The sequence below is a fragment of the Micromonospora sp. NPDC023956 genome, from assembly GCF_040639195.1.
Taxonomy (GTDB): Bacteria; Actinomycetota; Actinomycetes; order Mycobacteriales; family Micromonosporaceae; genus Micromonospora.
In genome coordinates, this window is the sequence record NZ_JBEZZN010000020.1 from 1 (window position 1) to 16,913 (window position 16,913).

The following is a 16,913-nucleotide window of genomic DNA, read 5'->3' on the forward strand; positions in this document are numbered from 1 at the left end:
AGTTTGGCGGGTGAGCCGTTGCGGGGGGAGTTGGTGCGGGGGTTGCGTCGGGTGGCGCCGGGGGCGCGGGTGTTCAACCTCTACGGCCCCACCGAGTACGCCCCCGCGTGCAGCGGCGAGGTGACCGACGACCGGCACGTCACCATCGGCGCTCCCGGGCGTACCCAGCTGATGGTCCTCGACGCGCGGCTGCGTCCCGTGCCCGACGGGGTGGTCGGCGAGATCTGCCTGGCCGGCGACGCGCTCGCCCGGGGTTACCTCAATCGGCCGGGGTTGACGGCGGAACGGTTCGTGCCGAACCCTTTCGGTGCGGCGGGTTCCCGGATGTACCGGACCGGCGACCTGGGGAGGTTCCTGTCCTCGGGTGAGGTGGAGTTCCACGGTCGGATGGACTTCCAGGTGAAGGTGCGCGGTTTCCGGGTGGAGCTGGGGGAGGTGGAGGCGGCGCTGCTCGGGTGCACGGGGGTGTCCGAGGTGGTGGTGACGGCGGTACGCCACGGCGCGGAGGCCGATCCCCGGCTGGTGGCCTATGTGGTGGGGGACCGTGACGGTGAGGAGGGCATCCGCCGGCGGCTGGCGGCCGAACTACCGCACTTCATGATCCCCTCGGCCTTCCTCTTCCTCGACGCCCTCCCGCTCACCCCCAACGGAAAGGTCGACCGGAGTCGCCTGCCCGAGCCCGACCTCGCCGACACCGCGCTCACCGACGCGTACCTCGCACCCCGTACCCCACTGGAGCGACGGGTCGCGGACATCTGGCGCGGCACGCTCGGCGTCGAACGGGTGGGGGTGCACGACAACTTCTTCGCGCTGGGCGGACACAGTCTCCTGGTCGTCGAGGTGGTCAACCGGATGAGCCGGGAACTGGGCGTCGAGCCCACCCCACGGACGCTCTTCGCGCACCCGACCGTCGCGGAGATCGCCGACTACGTCGAGAGCCGATCCACCGGCTCGCTCTAGGCAGCCGTACCGGGGCCGGTGTGGGTACGGTGCCCCGGTGAAGGTCACCAAGTTCACCCACGCCTGCGTCCGCCTCGAACACGAGGGGCGGGTGCTGGTCGTCGATCCGGGCACCTGGAGCGAACCCCGCGCCCTGGCCGGCGCGGACGCCGTCCTGGTCACCCACGAGCACACCGACCACGTGGACGTGCTCCGCCTGGCCGGGCTCGGCGTACCGGTGCACGTGCCGGCGGAGGCGCGGCTGGGTGACCTCGCCCCGCTGCCGGTGATCCGGGTGCACCCCGGGGAACGCTTCACCGCCGCCGGGTTCACGGTGACCGCCCTCGGTGGCCGGCACGCCACCATCCACGACGGACAACCCGAGTGCGCCAACCTCGGCTACCTCGTCGACGACCGGCTCTACCATCCGGGCGACTCGCTGCACGTTCCGGACGTCCCGGTGGAGACCCTGCTCGTGCCGGCGCAGGCCTCCTGGCTGAAACTGACCGAGGCGATCGACTTCGCCCGCGCGGTGGACCCGGCACGGATCTTCCCGATCCACGACGCGCAACTCAACGCGCGCGGCATGGCCAGCGTCAACGGCTGGTTCGGCGAAACCCTGGGCGGACGGTACCGGCATCTCGCGCCCGGCGAGACCGCCTGACCGGCCGGCCACCGTGCATCACCGGGCGGTGACGGGGCGTGCCCGCGGGCGTTGACCCGTCCGTCCGTGCTGGTTACTGTCCGGTAGTGCCGGTCGGTCGACCGGTGGTGACGCGGCGTGGGAACGGAGCGGGCATGGCAGTGGACCACGTCGACGTACTCATCGTCGGAGCCGGCCTCTCCGGGATCGGTGCCGCCTGCCACCTGCGCCGCAGCACTCCGGAGAAGACCGTCGCCATCCTCGAGGGCCGGGACGCCGTCGGTGGCACCTGGGACCTCTTCCGCTATCCCGGCGTCCGGTCCGACTCCGACATGTTCACCCTCGGCTACTCGTTCCGTCCCTGGACCGACCCGAAGGCCATCGCCGACGGCGAATCGATCCGCCGCTACGTGCGCGAGACCGCCCGCGAGTACGGCGTCGACACGCTGATCCGGTTCCGGCACCGGGTGGTGGCCGCCGAGTGGTCCAGCGCCGACGCCCGCTGGACGGTCCGGGCACACCGTACCGACACCGGCGAAACCGTCGTCCTCACCTGCCGCTTCCTCTACGCGTGCGCCGGCTACTACCGGTACGACGAGGGCTGGACCCCACCCCTGCCGGGCGCCGACCGGTTCACCGGCCGGATCGTGCACCCGCAGCACTGGCCAGCGGACCTCGACCACACCGGGCGCCGGGTGGTGGTGATCGGCAGCGGCGCGACCGCGGTCACCCTCGTGCCGGCGCTGGCCGAACGCGCCGCCCACGTCACCATGCTGCAACGCTCGCCCGGCTACGTGGTGTCGCTGCCGTCCCGGGACCGGCTCGCCGACGCCCTGCGCCGCCGGCTGCCCGCCCACCTCGCCTATCCGCTGGTCCGGTGGAAGAACGTCCTGGTCACGATGGCGATGTTCCAGTTCAGCCGCCGCGCGCCCCGGCTGGCCCGCTCCGTGCTGCGGCGCGGCGTGCGCCGGGAACTACCCGCCGGCTACGACGTCGACCGGCACTTCTCGCCCCGGTACGACCCCTGGGACCAGCGCCTCTGCGTGGTCCCCGACGGCGACCTCTTCGCCGCCGTCCGGTCCGGCCGGGCCGAGGTGGTCACCGACACCGTCGAGACGTTCACCGCGACCGGCATCCGTCTCACCTCCGGTCGGGACCTGCCGGCCGACGTGGTCGTCACCGCCACCGGACTGAACCTGCTCGCCGTCGGCGGCATCGAGCTGACCGTCGACGGTGACCGGGTCGACCTGGCCCGCACCGTCGCCTACAAGGGCATGATGCTCTCCGGTGTGCCGAACTTCGCGATGACCCTCGGCTACACCAACGCCTCCTGGACGCTCAAGGCCGACCTCGTCGCCGGGTACGTCTGCCGGCTGCTGCGCCACCTCGACCGGCACGGTCACCAGGTCTGCACCCCGCTCGCCCCGGACACCGACCGGCTGGAGCCCATCATCGACCTGCGCGCCGGCTACGTGCTGCGCAGCGTCGACGCCCTGCCCAAACAGGGCCCCGACACGCCGTGGCGGCTGCACCAGAACTACCCCCGCGACGTGTGGACGATGCGCCACGGTCCGGTCGACGACGGCGTGCGGTTCTCCCGGGCCACCGCGTCGGTCGCCACCGGGGGAGCGCCCCGTGCGTGACCTGGTCTTCGCCGACGGCACCGCGGTGGTCACCGGCGCGGCCGGCGGCATCGGCGCGGCCCTCGCCCACGGTCTGGCCCGCCGGGGCAGCCATCTCGTCCTGCTCGACCGGGACGCCGACCGGCTCGCCGGGGTGGCCGCCGCCGTACGGACCGCGCACCCCGCCCGCCGCGTCGACACCCACGTCGTCGACCTGGCCGACGCCGGGGCCACCGCCCAGGTCGCCGAGACGGTACGCGCCACCCACCCGGCGATCCGGTTGCTGGTCAACAACGCCGGGGTCGCCCTCGGCGGCCGGTTCGACGAGGTGACCCTGGAGGAGTTCTCCTGGGTGATCGACATCAACTTCCGGGCGGTGGTGCAACTGACCCACGCCCTGCTGCCCGCGTTGAAGGCCGAACCCGGCGCCCACCTGGTCAACCTCTCCAGCCTCTTCGGCCTGATCGCCCCACCCGGGCAGGCCGCCTACTCGGCCAGCAAGTTCGCCGTCCGGGGCTTCACCGAGGCGCTGCGGCACGAGCTGGCCCCCGACGGCGTCGGCGTGACCTGCGTGCACCCGGGCGGCATCCGTACCCGGATCGCCGAGAGCGCCCGGGTCGGCAGTGGCGTCGACCCCGACGAGTACGAGGCCGGCCGCCGCCAGTTCGAGAAGCTGCTCACCATCGACCCCGCCCGCGCCGCCGAGGTCATCCTCGACGGCGCGCGCCGCCGCCGGGGCCGGGTGCTGATCGGCTGGTCGGCGACCCTGCCCGATCTGCTCGCCCGGCTCCTGCCCGGCTCCTACGGCCGACTGTTCGCCCTCGGTGGCCGGCGTTCCGCCCCGCCCCGGCGGGACCGGGCATGACCGCCACCTGGCTCACCGTCGACGGTCGTCGGGTCCGCTACCGGGTCGACGGGGCCGGGCCGCCGGTGGTGCTGCTGCACGGCATCAGCCGCAGCCTCGACGACTGGACCGAGCAGCACGACCTGCTCCGTGACCGGTACCGGGTCCACTCCCTCGACCTTCCCGGCTACGGCCACAGCGCGCCGCTGCCCGTACCGCACACCCTGCCGGCGCTGGCCGACGCGGTGGCGCGGTTCTGCGACGCGGTCGGCATCACCGGCCCGGCGCACCTGGCCGGCAACTCCCTCGGCGGGGCCGTCGCCATGCAACTGGCCGTCCGCGACCCGGCCCGGGTGGCCAGCCTGGTACTGGTCAACAGCGCCGGCTTCGGTCGGGAGGTGACCCTGGCGCTGCGGATCCTGGCCATCCGCCCCCTCGGGCGGATGCTGCTGCGACCCAGCCGGCTCGCGGCCCGCCGGGTGACCCGGTCGCTGTTCCACGACCCGGCCCACGTCACCGAGGCCCGGGTCGCGCACGCCCTCGCCCTGGCCCGCGAGCCGCACGCCGCCCGGGTGATGCTGGAGACCCTGCGCAGCCTCGGCGGGGTGCGCGGCGTCCACCCGCAGTGGCGGTCCGCCCTGCTCGACGCGGTGGCCGCGTTGCCGCTGCCCGTGCTGGTCACCTGGGGCGACCGGGACCTGATCCTGCCCGTCACGCACCTCGCGGCGGCCCGCGCCCGGCTGCCCCACGCCGTCACGCACCTCTTCACCGGCTGCGGCCACCTGCCCCAGGTGGAGTGCGCCGAGGACTTCAGCCGGGTGGTCGCCGACTTCTGGGCCACCCCCGGCTGACCGGCCGGCGGCTGCCCCGTCGCCCGCCCGGCTGGGCTCGCCCGTCCCGCTCTCGGCGGAGGCCCCCGGGTGTCGTCCCCGGGTGATCGGGGCGCGGGGCGGGGATACCGGAGTAGGTTTCCAGTTGGACATGATCCACGACCCGTGGCGCCCCGGCGCGGCGGAGAACGAGGGGGAGCGCGTGAGCCAGGAAGTCCGGGGAGTGATCTCCCGACGCAAGGGCGCACCGGTCGAGGTCGCCACGATCGTCGTGCCGGACCCGGGACCGGGCGAGGCTGTCGTCCGCGTCCAGTCCTGCGGGGTGTGCCACACCGACCTGCACTACCGGGAGGGTGGCATCAACGACGACTACCCGTTCCTGCTCGGCCACGAGGCCGCCGGCATCGTCGAACAGGTGGGGGAGGGGGTCACCGGGGTCGCCCCCGGCGACTTCGTGGTGCTCAACTGGCGGGCGGTCTGCGGTGACTGCCGCGCCTGCCGCCGGGGCCGCCCGTGGTACTGCTTCGCCACCCACAACGCGACCCGGAAGATGACCCTCACCGACGGCACCGAACTCACCCCGGCGCTGGGCATCGGCGCGTTCGCCGAGAAGACCCTGGTCCACGCCGGGCAGTGCACGAAGGTCGACCCGGCGGCCCGACCGGCCGCCGTGGGCCTGCTCGGCTGCGGCGTGATGGCCGGGCTCGGCGCGGCGATGAACACCGGCGCGGTCGGCCGGGGCGACTCGGTGGCGGTGATCGGCTGCGGTGGCGTCGGCGACGCGGCGGTCGCCGGTGCGGTGCTGGCCGGAGCGACGACGATCGTCGCCGTCGACCGCGACGCCCGCAAGCTCGACTGGGCCCGCAAGTTCGGGGCCACGCACACCGTCGACGCGTCCGCCGAGGACCCGGTCGAGGCGATCCGCGCGGCCACCGGCGGCTTCGGCGCCGACGTCGTGATCGACGCGGTGGGCCGCCCGGAAACCTGGAAGCAGGCCTTCTACGCCCGCGACCTCGCCGGCACGGTCGTCCTGGTGGGGGTGCCCACTCCCGAGATGACCGTCGACCTGCCGCTGCTGGACGTCTTCGGTCGGGGTGGCGCGCTCAAGTCGAGCTGGTACGGCGACTGCCTGCCCAGCCGGGACTTCCCGCTGCTGACCGAGCTGTACCTCCAGGGACGGCTCGACCTCGACGCCTTCGTCACCGAGGAGATCGGCCTGGACCAGGTCGAGGAGGCCTTCGGCCGGATGCACGCCGGCGACGTGCTCCGCTCGGTGGTGGTCCTCTGATGCCGGCCCGCATCGACCACGCCGTCACCAGCGGCACGTTCTCCCTCGACGGTCAGACCTTCGACGTGGACAACAACGTCTGGGTCATCGGCGACGACACCGAGTGCGTCGTGCTCGACGCCCCGCACGACGTCGAGGCGATCCTGCGGACCGTCGCCGGTCGGCGGGTCCGGGCGATCCTGGCCACCCACGCCCACGACGACCACGTCCGGGTGGCCCCCGAGCTGAGCCGGGCGACGGGCGCGCCGGTGCTGCTGCACCCCGCCGACCGGGTGCTCTGGGACATGGTCCACCCGGACGTGCCGCCCGACGGCGAGCTGCGCGACGGCGAGACCATCGAGGTCGCCGGCATCACCCTGCGCGTGCTGCACACCCCCGGCCACAGCCCGGGCGCGTGCAGCTTCCACGCCCCCGACCTCACCGCGGTCTTCACCGGCGACACCCTCTTCGCCGGTGGTCCCGGCGCGACGGGGCGGTCGTTCAGCGACTTCGGCACGATCGTCGAGTCGATCCGCGAGCGGCTGCTGACCCTCCCGCCGGAGACGACCGTGCACACCGGCCACGGCGACAGCTCCAGCATCGGCGCCGAGGCCCCCCACCTGCCCGACTGGCTCGCCCGCGGCCACTGATCCCCGGCCCACCCGACTGGCAGCCTTCCCGCCCCACGCCTGGGTGGACTCGGTGAAGCGTTCCCGGCGGCGGCCTCGGCCGCCGCCGGGTAGACCGGTCTCGACGCGGTGGCGATGGCGTCCCAGCGCTGGCCTGTCCGGCATAGCACAACGACGCCCGCACAGGTGGATCACAGGTTGCGCGACCGCCTCGGACCACATCTGTCCGACGCGTCGGACAGGCCCCTGATCTGCCGATGAGCGGGTGCGTCGGAAGCGGTCGACGAGCGTGCGGCTGGCATGCCGACGGATAGCTGAAGGCGGGTCGTTCTCGGGCGTTCCAGTCGTCAGCGCTCCGCCTGTCACGCAAGCGCCGCCGGCGAACGGACAGGGCTGTCGTTCACTGCCCGAGGGCGGTAGCGGAGGTGTACGACGCCGTTTCGGAATCGGCGCTCATCGAGGAGATCGAGCTCTGCGCGCATGCCGGCCGGAAGCCCTGGCTTACCCCCGCCGATGACAACGGGCAGGACGAACAGCTGGCACTCGTCGACCAGCCCGGCCTTGAAAGCCTGCGCCGCCAGGTTGGCACCTCCGATGGTGAGATCGCTGCCGGCCGTGACCTTCAGCTCGTGTACTGCGGCGGGGTCGAAACGGCGTTCGAGTCGGGTGTCGGCCGTTGACACCGTAGCGAGGGTCGTGGAGTACACGACTTTGCTCGCCGCCTGCCAGGCGCTCGCGAAGTCAGCCATGAGGTCGGACTGCGCGGCCAGAGCGGCGTCGGTCTCCCAGACGGCCATCGCCTCGTACAGGCGCCGCCCGTAGAGAAACGTGCCCACGGACCGCAGGAGCTCGGTGGTGAACGCGAATACCTCGTCGCCGGTGGGGAACCAGTCGAACGCGCCCCGTTCGTCCTCGATGTAGCCGTCAAGCGACACGTTCGTCACGTAGATGAGCTTGCCCACGCCGTTACCTCTCCACTGTCGATCGAACTAGATCAAGTTTCGGGCCGTCTGACGACTCCCTTGTCCTGGGAGGCCAAAACCGACTGCCCTCACCTGTTCTACGAACGACCGCCGGCAGATCCGACACCGTGCCGGAAACGTCCTCAGACTCCCGCCGCTCGGTGCCCGCGATCGGGAATCACCCGTGCACGTTCTATGGCGAACGACCGGCCGAGAACACCACCAGCGCTGGCGACGTGGGCGGACGTTGACCCCGCGCGAAACCCGTTCGACCCGACCGAGGTGCCAGCTCTGGTTCGGACAATGGTGCCCGCGCCGCCAGCCGTGCCGGTATGGCGCGAGGGTCGGTGGATCGGGGAATCCGAAGCCTGGGCATGGGTCGAAGCCGTCAGCATGGCACTGTCCGACCGTTACGGATCGTGGGCTTACCGCTGGCACTGGGGGCCTGGCGAGGGCGAGCGGCTGGGCTGCGTCACCGACCGCATCCCCACAGCAGCCGAGGCGCCGGCCTTTGTCGCCGAATCGCTCCTGGTCTGGCGGCGGTGGTTGGACAGCCTGGCCGAGCGGTTCGACCGGTTCCTGCCGTTGCTCGATCCGGCACAAGCGGGGCCGGGCGACATCGTGGCCACCTGGGAGGCCGCCGCCGCGCACCTGCTGAGGACCGTCGTTGCCCCTGTCGTGGATAACGACGGCTGGCAGGGTTGGTGCCGCCTGGTCCTCCAGTGGCTTCTCACTGCCGCCGACGTGCCGGCGGAACACGCGGAGGCGCTGGTCAACGGCGTAGTCGACAAGCGCTTCGACCACTGGGTGCCGCTGACCGCCGCCGATATCGACGACATCGCCGAACGGCTCACCCGAGACGTGCTCAGCCGTACCCGGATCGTGCCGGCAGCCCCGTACGACAACTGGCCAGACACCTGGCCCCAGGACTGGCCGGCATGGCGGGCGACAAATACGGCAGGCTGCGGGCTGAGGTGACCGGACAACTGTCAGCAAGCCAGTAGCGGCGTCCGGACATGCCGCAATCCGATCGCTGCACGGCGAGTCATGCCCTCGTGATCGGGCATGCAATCGCGGTGAGGTCCTCGTGCATCCTGGCAACGGTTCCTTCCGGGGTTACAGCCTGCACAACGTCGTCAGTGAGTGGGCGGTGCGCGACGACGTGCTCGATCACCGTCGGGTCCACCTCGATCTCTCGGTAGTCCTCGGCGAACGTGACGTACCGGTCGACGATGTCGTCGAGCAGGATTTGGCGGGCCGGGACAGTCAACCAAGCGCCGGGGCCTCCATCGAGTACTGACAGATGGCAGAAGAAGGTACCGGGACGCGGCTGGCCGTGGACCGTGTTTTCGACGGGGCGTTCATCGGCTGGTGCAGTCTGACTCGGTGGAATCCGGACTACCGCAGCGCGTCGCTGGGCTACTGCTTCGACGACGCCGCATGGGGCCACGGCTACGCGACGGAGGCCGCGCGCGTCTTGCTGCACTGGGCATTCGACACGCTTGACCTGAATCGAGTCCAGGCCGATACCGACACGCGCAACGCGCCATCTGCCCGCGACCTGGAGAAGCTCGGATTCGTGCGTGAAGGGCAGCACCGTGCGGACGGTCCCGACCCACCTGCCTGGCGGCACCGTGACCGGTTCGCACCTGTCAGAGTCGGCGAACTCCGTCTGCCCCAGTAGTAGGGCGATCACGCGACTCTGCCGGACGGGTCGGCTCGTCTGACACCTCCTCGTGCGCTCGCGAGGCGGCCCTGACACGCGCTGTCCGGTTCCGTGGGGCGTGACGCGGGCCGCAGTCGAGCAGCGGGCGACATTTCTGGAATGCCCGGCCAGTCAAGCTGGTTGTGTCCCCCGTACCCCCGGAGCCAAACCCTCGGGGTACGTCCCGCACCGTCCATCGATCGAAAGGGCAACCATCGTGAAGTCGCACTTCACTCGATGGCTCCCCGCCATCGTGAAGACCTCGAACCGCATCGTGCAGACCCCGAACCGCCGGACCGCCCTCAGCATCGCCGGTGTGGTCGCCCTGGGCGGGCTGGCCCTCGCGCCGGCCGCGTACGCCGACCCCCTCACCGGCGGGCCGCACCCGGACGCGGTGGCCGCCATCGACCTGGCCACCGGCAAGAACCGTGGCGCGGCGAACCCGGGCACCGCCGCCCCGACCGAAACGCTCCGCGCCGACACGGCCGAATCGGACAGCCGGTCGGAGAAGCCCGACCTCGACCGCCTCGTCCCGCACGGCGTGCAGGGCGCGCAGTCGCGCATCCCGCTCGACGACGCGCAGCTGGCCAACGCCGAGGCCATCGTCGAGACCGCCAAGGAGACCGGCGTCGGCGAGCGGGGCGCCGTGATCGGCGTGGCCACCGCGTTGCAGGAGTCGAAGCTCTACAACCTCGGCCACCTCGGCGCGGTCAACGACCACGACTCGCAGGGCCTGTTCCAGCAGCGTCCGTCGACCGGGTGGGGCACACCCGAGCAGATCACCGACCCCGAGTACGCCTCGACCGCGTTCTTCGAGACGCTCAAGGGCGTCCGTGGTTGGCAGGAGGCCCCGCTGACCGTGGCCGCGCAGACCGTGCAGGTCTCGGCCTACCCGTTCGCGTACGCGCAGTGGGAGGAGCAGGCCGCGGACATCGTCCAGCAGGTGTGGTGACCTGACACCCCGCTCCGGCCGGGCCCTGTCCTCCCAGGGGCCCGGCCGCAGACGTCAGCAGGACAGCGGCCCGTACTCCTGACGGTCGCCTCTAGGGTTGACGGATGCTCCTCGGTCGCGGATTCAGCGCTCTCTGGAGCACGAATGCCCTGTCTAATCTGGCCGACGGGATCGCCTTCGTGTCGATGCCGCTTCTCGCGGCCTCGATGACCGACGACCCGCGTCTCGTGGCGGGGCTGGCCACGCTCTATGCCCTCGTCCGTCTCCTGGTCGCCCTACCGGTCGGTGTCTGGGTCGACCGGATCGACCGCCGAACCCTGATCGTGACGGCCAACCTGCTGCGGGGTGGCGCGCTGCTGGGCCTGGCGCTCACGATCCAGCTCGGCGTCTCCTCCTTGGGAGTGCTGTACGCGGCGATGGCCGTCGTCGGGACGTTGGAGAGCACGGCCGACAGCGCGGCCGTGGCTATCGTGCCCTCGCTGGTCGACCGCGACCGACTCGATACCGCCAACGGACGGATCGCGGCTGCTCAGCTTGTCGCCGACGAGTTCGCCGGACCTCCGCTCGGCGGCTTCCTCTTCGCGCTGGCGGCGGCCGCGCCCGTCTTCGCGATGGGAGGGCTGTGGGCGGTGGCGGGCGTGGTCGCCCTCGCCCTGCCGATCCGCAGCTCGTCGAGGTCAGCTGCCCGCGCGGCCGCCGCGATCCGACCATCGATCTACACCGAGGCGCGCGAAGGGATCACCTGGCTCGCGCGCCACCGGGTCGTGGGCAGCCTGGCACTCTTCGGCGCACTCGCCAGCGTCGGCTACATGCTGCCGTTCTCGATCCTCGTCCTCTTCGCTCAGGAGCGTCTCGAACTGGACGGTGCCGGTTACGGGCTCCTGCTCGCCTTCTCCGCTCTCGGTGGGCTGCTGGGCTCCTTCCTCGCGCCCCGATTGCGGCCACGTCTGGGATATCGGTGGACGATCGTGGCCAGCCTGGCTCTAGGGGCGCTGACTCTGGCAGGGCTCGCCCTCACGACGAACCCGTTCGTCGCCGGCGTGCTCCTGGCGCTGTACATCCTGCACGCGGTCGTCTGGAGCATCTGCGCTGTCTCGTTGCGCCAGCGGCTCATCCCTGACGATCTGCTCGGGCGCGTCGGCGGCGCCGCACGCGTGCTCGGGCTCCTGGGGCTTGCCGCCGGGTCAGCGCTCGGCGGAATCCTGGGCACAGTCGACCTGGTCGTTCCGGTCTTCGCCGGGGCCGTCGTCTTCGCGGCCTGCTGCCTCGTCGCGGGTGTCACGCTGCGGGGCGACCTGACACCTGAGGACGAGGACCACGGCCGGGACTGAAGCACGGTCAGCGCCGGTTGCGTCGGTGCCGGTGCACGTCGAGCAGGGCAACCAGCAGAGCCAGGCAGATGACGCCGACGGCGAGCAGCAACGAGTGGCGGAACGCCACCGACCAGTCCCCGTCGCTGTCGGCCAGCGAGGAGAACAGCACCGCCCCGACGGCGGCGATACCGGCCGCCGCGCCGATCCGCTGCCCGGTCTGGAGCATGCCGGCGGCGCTGCCCGCTTCCGGTACCGGCACCTCGGCGAGGGTGAGGGTCTGGTTGGGCGTGATCACCAGTCCACTGCCGATCCCGGCGACCAGCAACGGCAGCGCGGTCACCAGCGGTGCCGGGGCGTCGGGCAGGAACCGCAGGGCGAGCACCACCGCGCCCAGCCCGACGACGACGGTGAGCAGGCCGATGGTGACCAGCGGGCGTCCGTACCGGTTGACCACCCGGCCGCCGAGCGCGGACGCGGCGGCCGACCCCAGCGCGAACGGCGTGATCGCCAGACCGGCCAGCAGCGCCGAGTAGCCGAGCCCGTTCTGGAGGAAGAGCGTGAAGATGAAGAACAGCGCCGTGAAACCGCCGAAGTAGACCAGCGCGATCACCGACCCGAGGGTGTACGAGCGCAGCCGGAACAACCCCAGGTCGAACAGGGGCTCACCACGGCTGGCGTACCAGCGTTCCCAGAACCCGAACGCGCCCAGGGTGGCGAGCCCGGCGGCCACCAGCAGCCACCGGCTCAGGCCGTGCCACTGCTCCCGCTGTACGAGCGGGAGCAACACCAGCACCACGCCGACGCCGAGCAGCAGCACCCCCACCGGGTCGAGCTGTCGTGCCCCGGTTCCCTGCCGGCGGACGGGGGCCGGCAGCAGCCGCCAGCCCAGCACCACCGCGGCGATCCCCACCGGCACGTTGACGAAGAACACCCACCGCCAACCGTGCTCCTCGCCGCCGACGGCGATGAGCAGCCCACCCAGCAGCGGACCGATCGCGGTGGAGATGCCGATCGTCGCGCCGAGCAGCCCGAACGGACGGCCCCGCTCCGGACCGTGGAACAGCTCCTGGATCAGGCCGGTGACCTGCGGATTGACCAGTCCCGCCGCAGCTCCCTGCACCAACCGGGCAGCGATCAGCCAGGCCGGCGAGGTGGCGAACCCGGCCAGCGCGCTGGTCAGCGTGAACAGCGCGATACCGACGACGAACGCGGTGCGTCGGCCCCGGGCGTCCCCGAGCCGTCCGGCCGGCACCAGGACCAGTCCGAAGGTCAGCGCGTACCCGGAGAGGACCCACTGGAGGTCGCTGGGGCTCGCGCCCAGGGTCCGGTCGATCGACGGAACGGCGACGTTGACGATGCTGACGTCGAGCAGGGTCATGAACGCCGCGACCAGGCCGACCGCGACCGCCTGCCAGCGGCGGCGGTCCTCGCTCGGGGTGACCGCCGCGGCCGGGTTCACGCCCGGACCGGACGAGGAACGATCACGCACCCTCGACCGCTACCCGGCACCGGCCTGCGCAAACAGCCACCGGTCCGGTCACGCCATCTGTCGCGCACACCAGCGGGGCCCGAAGTCCAGCCCGGCCATCGGCGAGTCCTCCCGATGCAGCAGGTTCTTCTCCGACAGCATCCGCAACGGGGCGACGATCTCCTCCTCGGTCAGCCCGGCCTCCTCGGCGATGACCGCCGGGTACGGCACCTGTCCCTGCACCTCCAGGGCGTAGACCGCCTGGTAGACCCGTTCCTCCAGCTCCGAGAGCGGGACCTGCTGCATGACGTCCTCCTTCGGCCGCCGCCCGGCGGGCGGTGTGACACCGCCGGTTACCCGTCCCGCCGGGGACGATGCCCACCGTCCGGGCGGTTCCTTGAGCGGCTCCGGCCCGGCCGTGGCCTAGGCTGCGTGGCGTGACCGTCTGGGACTGTGCTGTGATCGGAGCCGGCCCGGCCGGGCTCACCGCCGCGTACGCCGCCGCCCGCGCCGGCCTCCGGACGGTCGTCGTCGAGCGGGCCGCCCACCCCCGCTACAAGACCTGTGGTGGTGGCCTGATCGGCACCTCGCTCGCCGCCGTCGCCGACCGGATCGACGTCCCCGCCGACGACCGGGTCGACCGGATCACCTTCACCCGCGACGGTCGACGCGGGTTCACCCGACGACACACCGCACCGCTGGTGACGATGGTCCGCCGGGAGGAGTTCGACCTGCGGCTGCGCGACGCCGCCGTCGCCGCCGGGGCCGAGATGCGGGAACGCGCCCCGGTCCGCGCCCTGGAGCAGGACCCCGACCAGGTCCGCGTCCGCCTGGCCGACGGCGACACCGTCACCGCCCGGTACGTCGTCGGCGCGGACGGCTCGTCGGGCGTGACCGCCCGCCACGTCGACGTCCGGTACCGGCAGGTCGACCTGGGGCTGGAACAGGAGCTGCCGGTACCGGAGGCCGTCGCGGCCCGCTGGCGCGGCCGGGTGCTGCTGGACTGGGGGCCGGTGCCCGGCTCGTACGGCTGGGTCTTCCCGAAGGGCGACGTGTTGACCGTCGGTGTCATCGCCTCCCGTGGCGAGGGGGAGCGGACCCGCGCCTACCTGCGGTCGTTCCTCGAGCGGCTCGGCCTGACCGGCCTGGAGCCGGCGCACGACTCGGGTCACCTGACCCGCTGCCGCGCCGACGACGCCCCGCTGCGGCGGGGCCGGGTGCTGGTCGCCGGGGACGCCGCAGGTCTCCTGGAACCCTGGAGCCGGGAGGGCATCAGCTACGCGCTGCGCTCCGGCGCGCTGGCCGGCGAGGCGGTGGCCGCCGGCGACCTCGACCGGTACCCGCGTGCGGTGCACACCGACCTGGTGCCGTCGATGCGGGCCGGTCACCGGCTGCTGGACGTCTTCGCCCGCCGCCCGGAGGTGTTCCACGCGCTGCTCGCCACCCCACCCGGCTGGCGGATGTTCGTCCGCTTCTGCCAGGGCCGGACCAGCTTCGACGAGACCCTGAACCGGGCGCCGGTGCGGGCCGCGTTGGCCCTGCTGGACCGGCTCCCCGCCGCCCGGACCCCGGCCCGCGTCGGCTGACCCACCGCCCGCCACCACGGGCAGGCGGCTCCCCGTCGCCGGGAGGCGCCACAAGCCGCCTGTTTCCGCGCGCCGACGCAGGGTACGGCAGTCGTAGAACCACCAGCGACGTGCCCGAGGAGACGGAAGTGAGCGAAGACCAGTACACCCCGCAGGACCCCACCAGCCAGTACGGCCAGGGGCAGCCGCAGCAGCAGCAGTCTCCGCCGGGAACCACGCGGCAGATGCGGCCGAAGCCCGACCACGGCGAGGATTCGTACCGGGGCAGCGGACGGCTCGAGGGCAAGCGGGCGCTGATCACGGGTGGTGACTCGGGTATCGGCCGGGCGGTCGCCATCGCCTTCGCCCGCGAGGGCGCCGACGTGCTGATCTCCTACCTCGGCGAGGAGGAGGACGCGGACGCCCGCGACACGGTGCGGCTGATCGAGGAGGCCGGGCGGCGCGGCATCGCGGTGCGGGGCGACATCACCGACGAGAGCCACTGTCAGTCCCTGGTCGACCGGGCCGTGAGCGACCTCGGCGGACTGGACATCCTGATCAACAACGCCGCCTACCAGATGGCCCAGGAGAAGGGCATCGCCGGGATCAGCACCGAGCAGTTCGACCGGGTGCTCAAGACGAACCTGTACGCGATGTTCTGGCTCTGCAAGGCCGCCGTACCGCACCTGCCGGAGGGCGGGGCGATCATCAACACGACCTCGATCCAGGCGTACCAGCCGTCGCCGGAACTGCTGGACTACGCGACGACCAAGGCGGGGATCGCCAACTTCACCAAGGCGCTCGCCGATGACCTCGCGGACCAGGGCATCCGGGTGAACGCGGTGGCCCCCGGGCCGATCTGGACCCCGCTGATCCCGGCCACCATGCCCGAGGAGAAGGTCGAGTCCTTCGGCGAGGACACCCCGATCGGCCGGGCCGGCCAGCCCGCCGAGCTGGCGCCCGCGTACGTCTTCTTCGCCTCGCAGGAGTCCAGCTACATCACCGGCGAGGTGCTCGGCGTCACCGGCGGCAAGCCGATCTCCTGACCCGACGTCCCGGCGACCGTCGGGTGGCCGCCGTCACCTCAGCGCGGCCACCCGGCGAGGCGTTCCCGGAGTCGGCGGACCTGCTCGGCGTCCAACCCGTACCGGGCGAACCGTCGCTCGGGCAGCCGGTCCAGGTAGCGGCCGGCAGCGGCGACGTCCTCCGGGTCCAACGCCGGGTCGAGTTGCCGGGCCAGCTCCAGCAGGTCCGCCACCGGGTAGTGGTCCAGCGCGGCGGCGACGTCGATGTAGTCGCGGACCTCCCGGCGGTTGACCAGCGCCGCGGTCTTGCTCGCGACCAGGTCACGGACGTCCATCACCGGCCCCAGGTCCATCACCACCGGGCTGCGGTACCGGTCGAGACGGGCCAGGGTCAGCCGGAGCTGACGACCGTCCCGGGTGACCACGAAGTCCTTCATGTCCTGGTCGAACCCGGCGAACAGGTCGGCCAGCTCGCTGTCCGGGTCGGCGTCGGCGACCGCGAAACCGGCCCGTTCCAGCGCCGTCCGGACCTCGGTCGCCGCCGCGGCTGCCGCACCCTCGACGTCGGCGAACAGGTCGACGTCCTCGGTCGGCCGGTCGACCAGGCCGTACGCCGCCCAGGCGACCCCGCCGCCGAGCACGAACCGGTGCGGCCCGGCTGCGGTGAGGGCCACCCGGGCGACCTCCCGGTAGAACTCGTTCAGGTGGGTGGTGCTCACGCGGTACGCAGACTGCGGTGCCGGCTCTCCCACGCCTGCCGGACCCCCCGGGGGAGGTTGAGCCGGCGCCAGACCAGCCTCAGTGTCCGGCCGTTGATGAGCTGCCGCAGGTCCTCGCAGCGGGTGGTCTCGCGCAGCACGTTCTCGTACATCCAGAGCAGGTCGTCCGGGTCACCGAGGTCGAAGGTGCGTTCGGTGTTCCACATCAGCCGGACCGGTAGCTCGACCAGGCCCTGACTCGGGCCGGTCAACTCGGCGAGACTGCGCGCGACCACGGCCGGGCGTCCCGGGCGGGCCAGGAACGCCACGCCGGCCGAGGTGGGGGAGAGGCCCTGCATGGAGTCAGGGTAACCCCCGTTCCCGCCGGTACGGGTCGTCCGGCGGCAGCCGGCGTCCGATCCGCCGCCCGGATGCGCCGCCACGTCCCGCT

The 16,913-nt window shown here is 72.3% G+C and carries 19 protein-coding genes; 14 read left to right on the forward strand and 5 right to left on the reverse strand.

What is annotated here, in order from left to right; all coding sequences use genetic code 11:
• From AB0F58_RS27050 to AB0F58_RS27080, 7 genes are all read left to right on the forward strand, one after another.
• The coding region (locus AB0F58_RS27050; RefSeq protein WP_357148638.1) for a phosphopantetheine-binding protein at window positions 1–960 on the forward strand (960 nt) is incomplete at its 5' end.
• Window positions 961–997: 37 nt separating this feature from the next.
• Entirely contained in the window at window positions 998–1,603 is a 606-nt protein-coding gene (locus AB0F58_RS27055) for an MBL fold metallo-hydrolase (protein WP_357148641.1), read from the forward strand.
• 134 nt (window positions 1,604–1,737) lie between these two features.
• Window positions 1,738–3,225: an NAD(P)/FAD-dependent oxidoreductase gene (locus AB0F58_RS27060; protein ID WP_357148644.1), complete on the forward strand. Its 1,488-nt coding sequence runs from the start codon at window positions 1,738–1,740 to the stop codon at window positions 3,223–3,225.
• Complete coding sequence (locus AB0F58_RS27065) at window positions 3,218–4,069, forward strand: SDR family NAD(P)-dependent oxidoreductase (RefSeq protein ID WP_357148648.1); 852 nt, start codon at window positions 3,218–3,220, stop codon at window positions 4,067–4,069. The genes AB0F58_RS27060 and AB0F58_RS27065 overlap by 8 nt, the downstream gene beginning before the upstream one ends.
• Window positions 4,066–4,899: an alpha/beta fold hydrolase gene (locus AB0F58_RS27070; protein WP_357148651.1), complete on the forward strand. Its 834-nt coding sequence runs from the start codon at window positions 4,066–4,068 to the stop codon at window positions 4,897–4,899. The genes AB0F58_RS27065 and AB0F58_RS27070 overlap by 4 nt, the downstream gene beginning before the upstream one ends.
• A 181-nt stretch (window positions 4,900–5,080) precedes the next feature.
• A complete protein-coding gene (locus AB0F58_RS27075) occupies window positions 5,081–6,166 on the forward strand; it encodes an S-(hydroxymethyl)mycothiol dehydrogenase (protein WP_357148654.1) in 1,086 nt (361 codons plus the stop codon).
• Window positions 6,166–6,795 (forward strand): MBL fold metallo-hydrolase, encoded by a 630-nt coding sequence (locus AB0F58_RS27080; protein WP_357148657.1) that lies wholly within the window; start codon window positions 6,166–6,168, stop codon window positions 6,793–6,795. The genes AB0F58_RS27075 and AB0F58_RS27080 overlap by 1 nt, the downstream gene beginning before the upstream one ends.
• A gap of 341 nt (window positions 6,796–7,136) precedes the next feature.
• On the opposite strand, the gene AB0F58_RS27085 is transcribed toward AB0F58_RS27080, so the two are convergent.
• Window positions 7,137–7,736 (reverse strand): dihydrofolate reductase family protein, encoded by a 600-nt coding sequence (locus tag AB0F58_RS27085; protein ID WP_357148660.1) that lies wholly within the window; start codon window positions 7,734–7,736, stop codon window positions 7,137–7,139.
• Between the two features lie 393 nt (window positions 7,737–8,129).
• Here AB0F58_RS27085 and AB0F58_RS27090 point away from each other — a divergent pair, with 393 nt between their 5' ends.
• From AB0F58_RS27090 to AB0F58_RS27110, 5 genes are all read left to right on the forward strand, one after another.
• Window positions 8,130–8,714, forward strand: a complete 585-nt coding sequence (locus AB0F58_RS27090) for a hypothetical protein (protein WP_357148663.1) — start codon at window positions 8,130–8,132, stop codon at window positions 8,712–8,714.
• A gap of 109 nt (window positions 8,715–8,823) precedes the next feature.
• On the forward strand, window positions 8,824–9,036 hold the full coding sequence (locus AB0F58_RS27095) for a hypothetical protein (protein WP_357148666.1): 213 nt from the start codon (window positions 8,824–8,826) through the stop codon (window positions 9,034–9,036).
• Window positions 9,037–9,039: 3 nt separating this feature from the next.
• Window positions 9,040–9,420 (forward strand): GNAT family N-acetyltransferase, encoded by a 381-nt coding sequence (locus AB0F58_RS27100; protein WP_357148669.1) that lies wholly within the window; start codon window positions 9,040–9,042, stop codon window positions 9,418–9,420.
• Window positions 9,421–9,658: 238 nt separating this feature from the next.
• Window positions 9,659–10,393, forward strand: coding sequence for a hypothetical protein (locus tag AB0F58_RS27105; protein WP_357148672.1), 735 nt, complete (start codon window positions 9,659–9,661; stop codon window positions 10,391–10,393).
• Between the two features lie 104 nt (window positions 10,394–10,497).
• Window positions 10,498–11,724 carry an MFS transporter gene (locus tag AB0F58_RS27110; RefSeq protein ID WP_357148675.1) on the forward strand — a complete coding sequence of 409 codons (1,227 nt, stop codon included), beginning with the start codon at window positions 10,498–10,500 and terminating at the stop codon, window positions 11,722–11,724.
• Between the two features lie 7 nt (window positions 11,725–11,731).
• On the opposite strand, the gene AB0F58_RS27115 is transcribed toward AB0F58_RS27110, so the two are convergent.
• Window positions 11,732–13,165 (reverse strand): MFS transporter, encoded by a 1,434-nt coding sequence (locus AB0F58_RS27115; protein WP_357148677.1) that lies wholly within the window; start codon window positions 13,163–13,165, stop codon window positions 11,732–11,734.
• Between the two features lie 78 nt (window positions 13,166–13,243).
• On the reverse strand, window positions 13,244–13,480 hold the full coding sequence (locus AB0F58_RS27120) for a hypothetical protein (protein WP_357148680.1): 237 nt from the start codon (window positions 13,478–13,480) through the stop codon (window positions 13,244–13,246).
• Between the two features lie 131 nt (window positions 13,481–13,611).
• On the opposite strand from AB0F58_RS27120, the gene AB0F58_RS27125 reads away from it, so the two are divergent.
• Both AB0F58_RS27125 and AB0F58_RS27130 read left to right on the forward strand, forming a co-directional pair.
• Complete coding sequence (locus tag AB0F58_RS27125) at window positions 13,612–14,760, forward strand: geranylgeranyl reductase family protein (protein WP_357148683.1); 1,149 nt, start codon at window positions 13,612–13,614, stop codon at window positions 14,758–14,760.
• Between the two features lie 128 nt (window positions 14,761–14,888).
• Complete coding sequence (locus AB0F58_RS27130; protein ID WP_357148686.1) at window positions 14,889–15,785, forward strand: SDR family oxidoreductase; 897 nt, start codon at window positions 14,889–14,891, stop codon at window positions 15,783–15,785.
• A 38-nt stretch (window positions 15,786–15,823) separates the two neighbouring features.
• On the opposite strand, the gene AB0F58_RS27135 is transcribed toward AB0F58_RS27130, so the two are convergent.
• Together AB0F58_RS27135 and AB0F58_RS27140 are read right to left on the reverse strand one after the other, a co-directional pair.
• Window positions 15,824–16,483, reverse strand: coding sequence for a nucleotidyl transferase AbiEii/AbiGii toxin family protein (locus tag AB0F58_RS27135; protein WP_357148689.1), 660 nt, complete (start codon window positions 16,481–16,483; stop codon window positions 15,824–15,826).
• Window positions 16,480–16,821, reverse strand: a complete 342-nt coding sequence (locus AB0F58_RS27140; protein ID WP_357148692.1) for a hypothetical protein — start codon at window positions 16,819–16,821, stop codon at window positions 16,480–16,482. The genes AB0F58_RS27135 and AB0F58_RS27140 overlap by 4 nt, the downstream gene beginning before the upstream one ends.
• Between the last annotated feature and the right edge of the window lie 92 nt (window positions 16,822–16,913).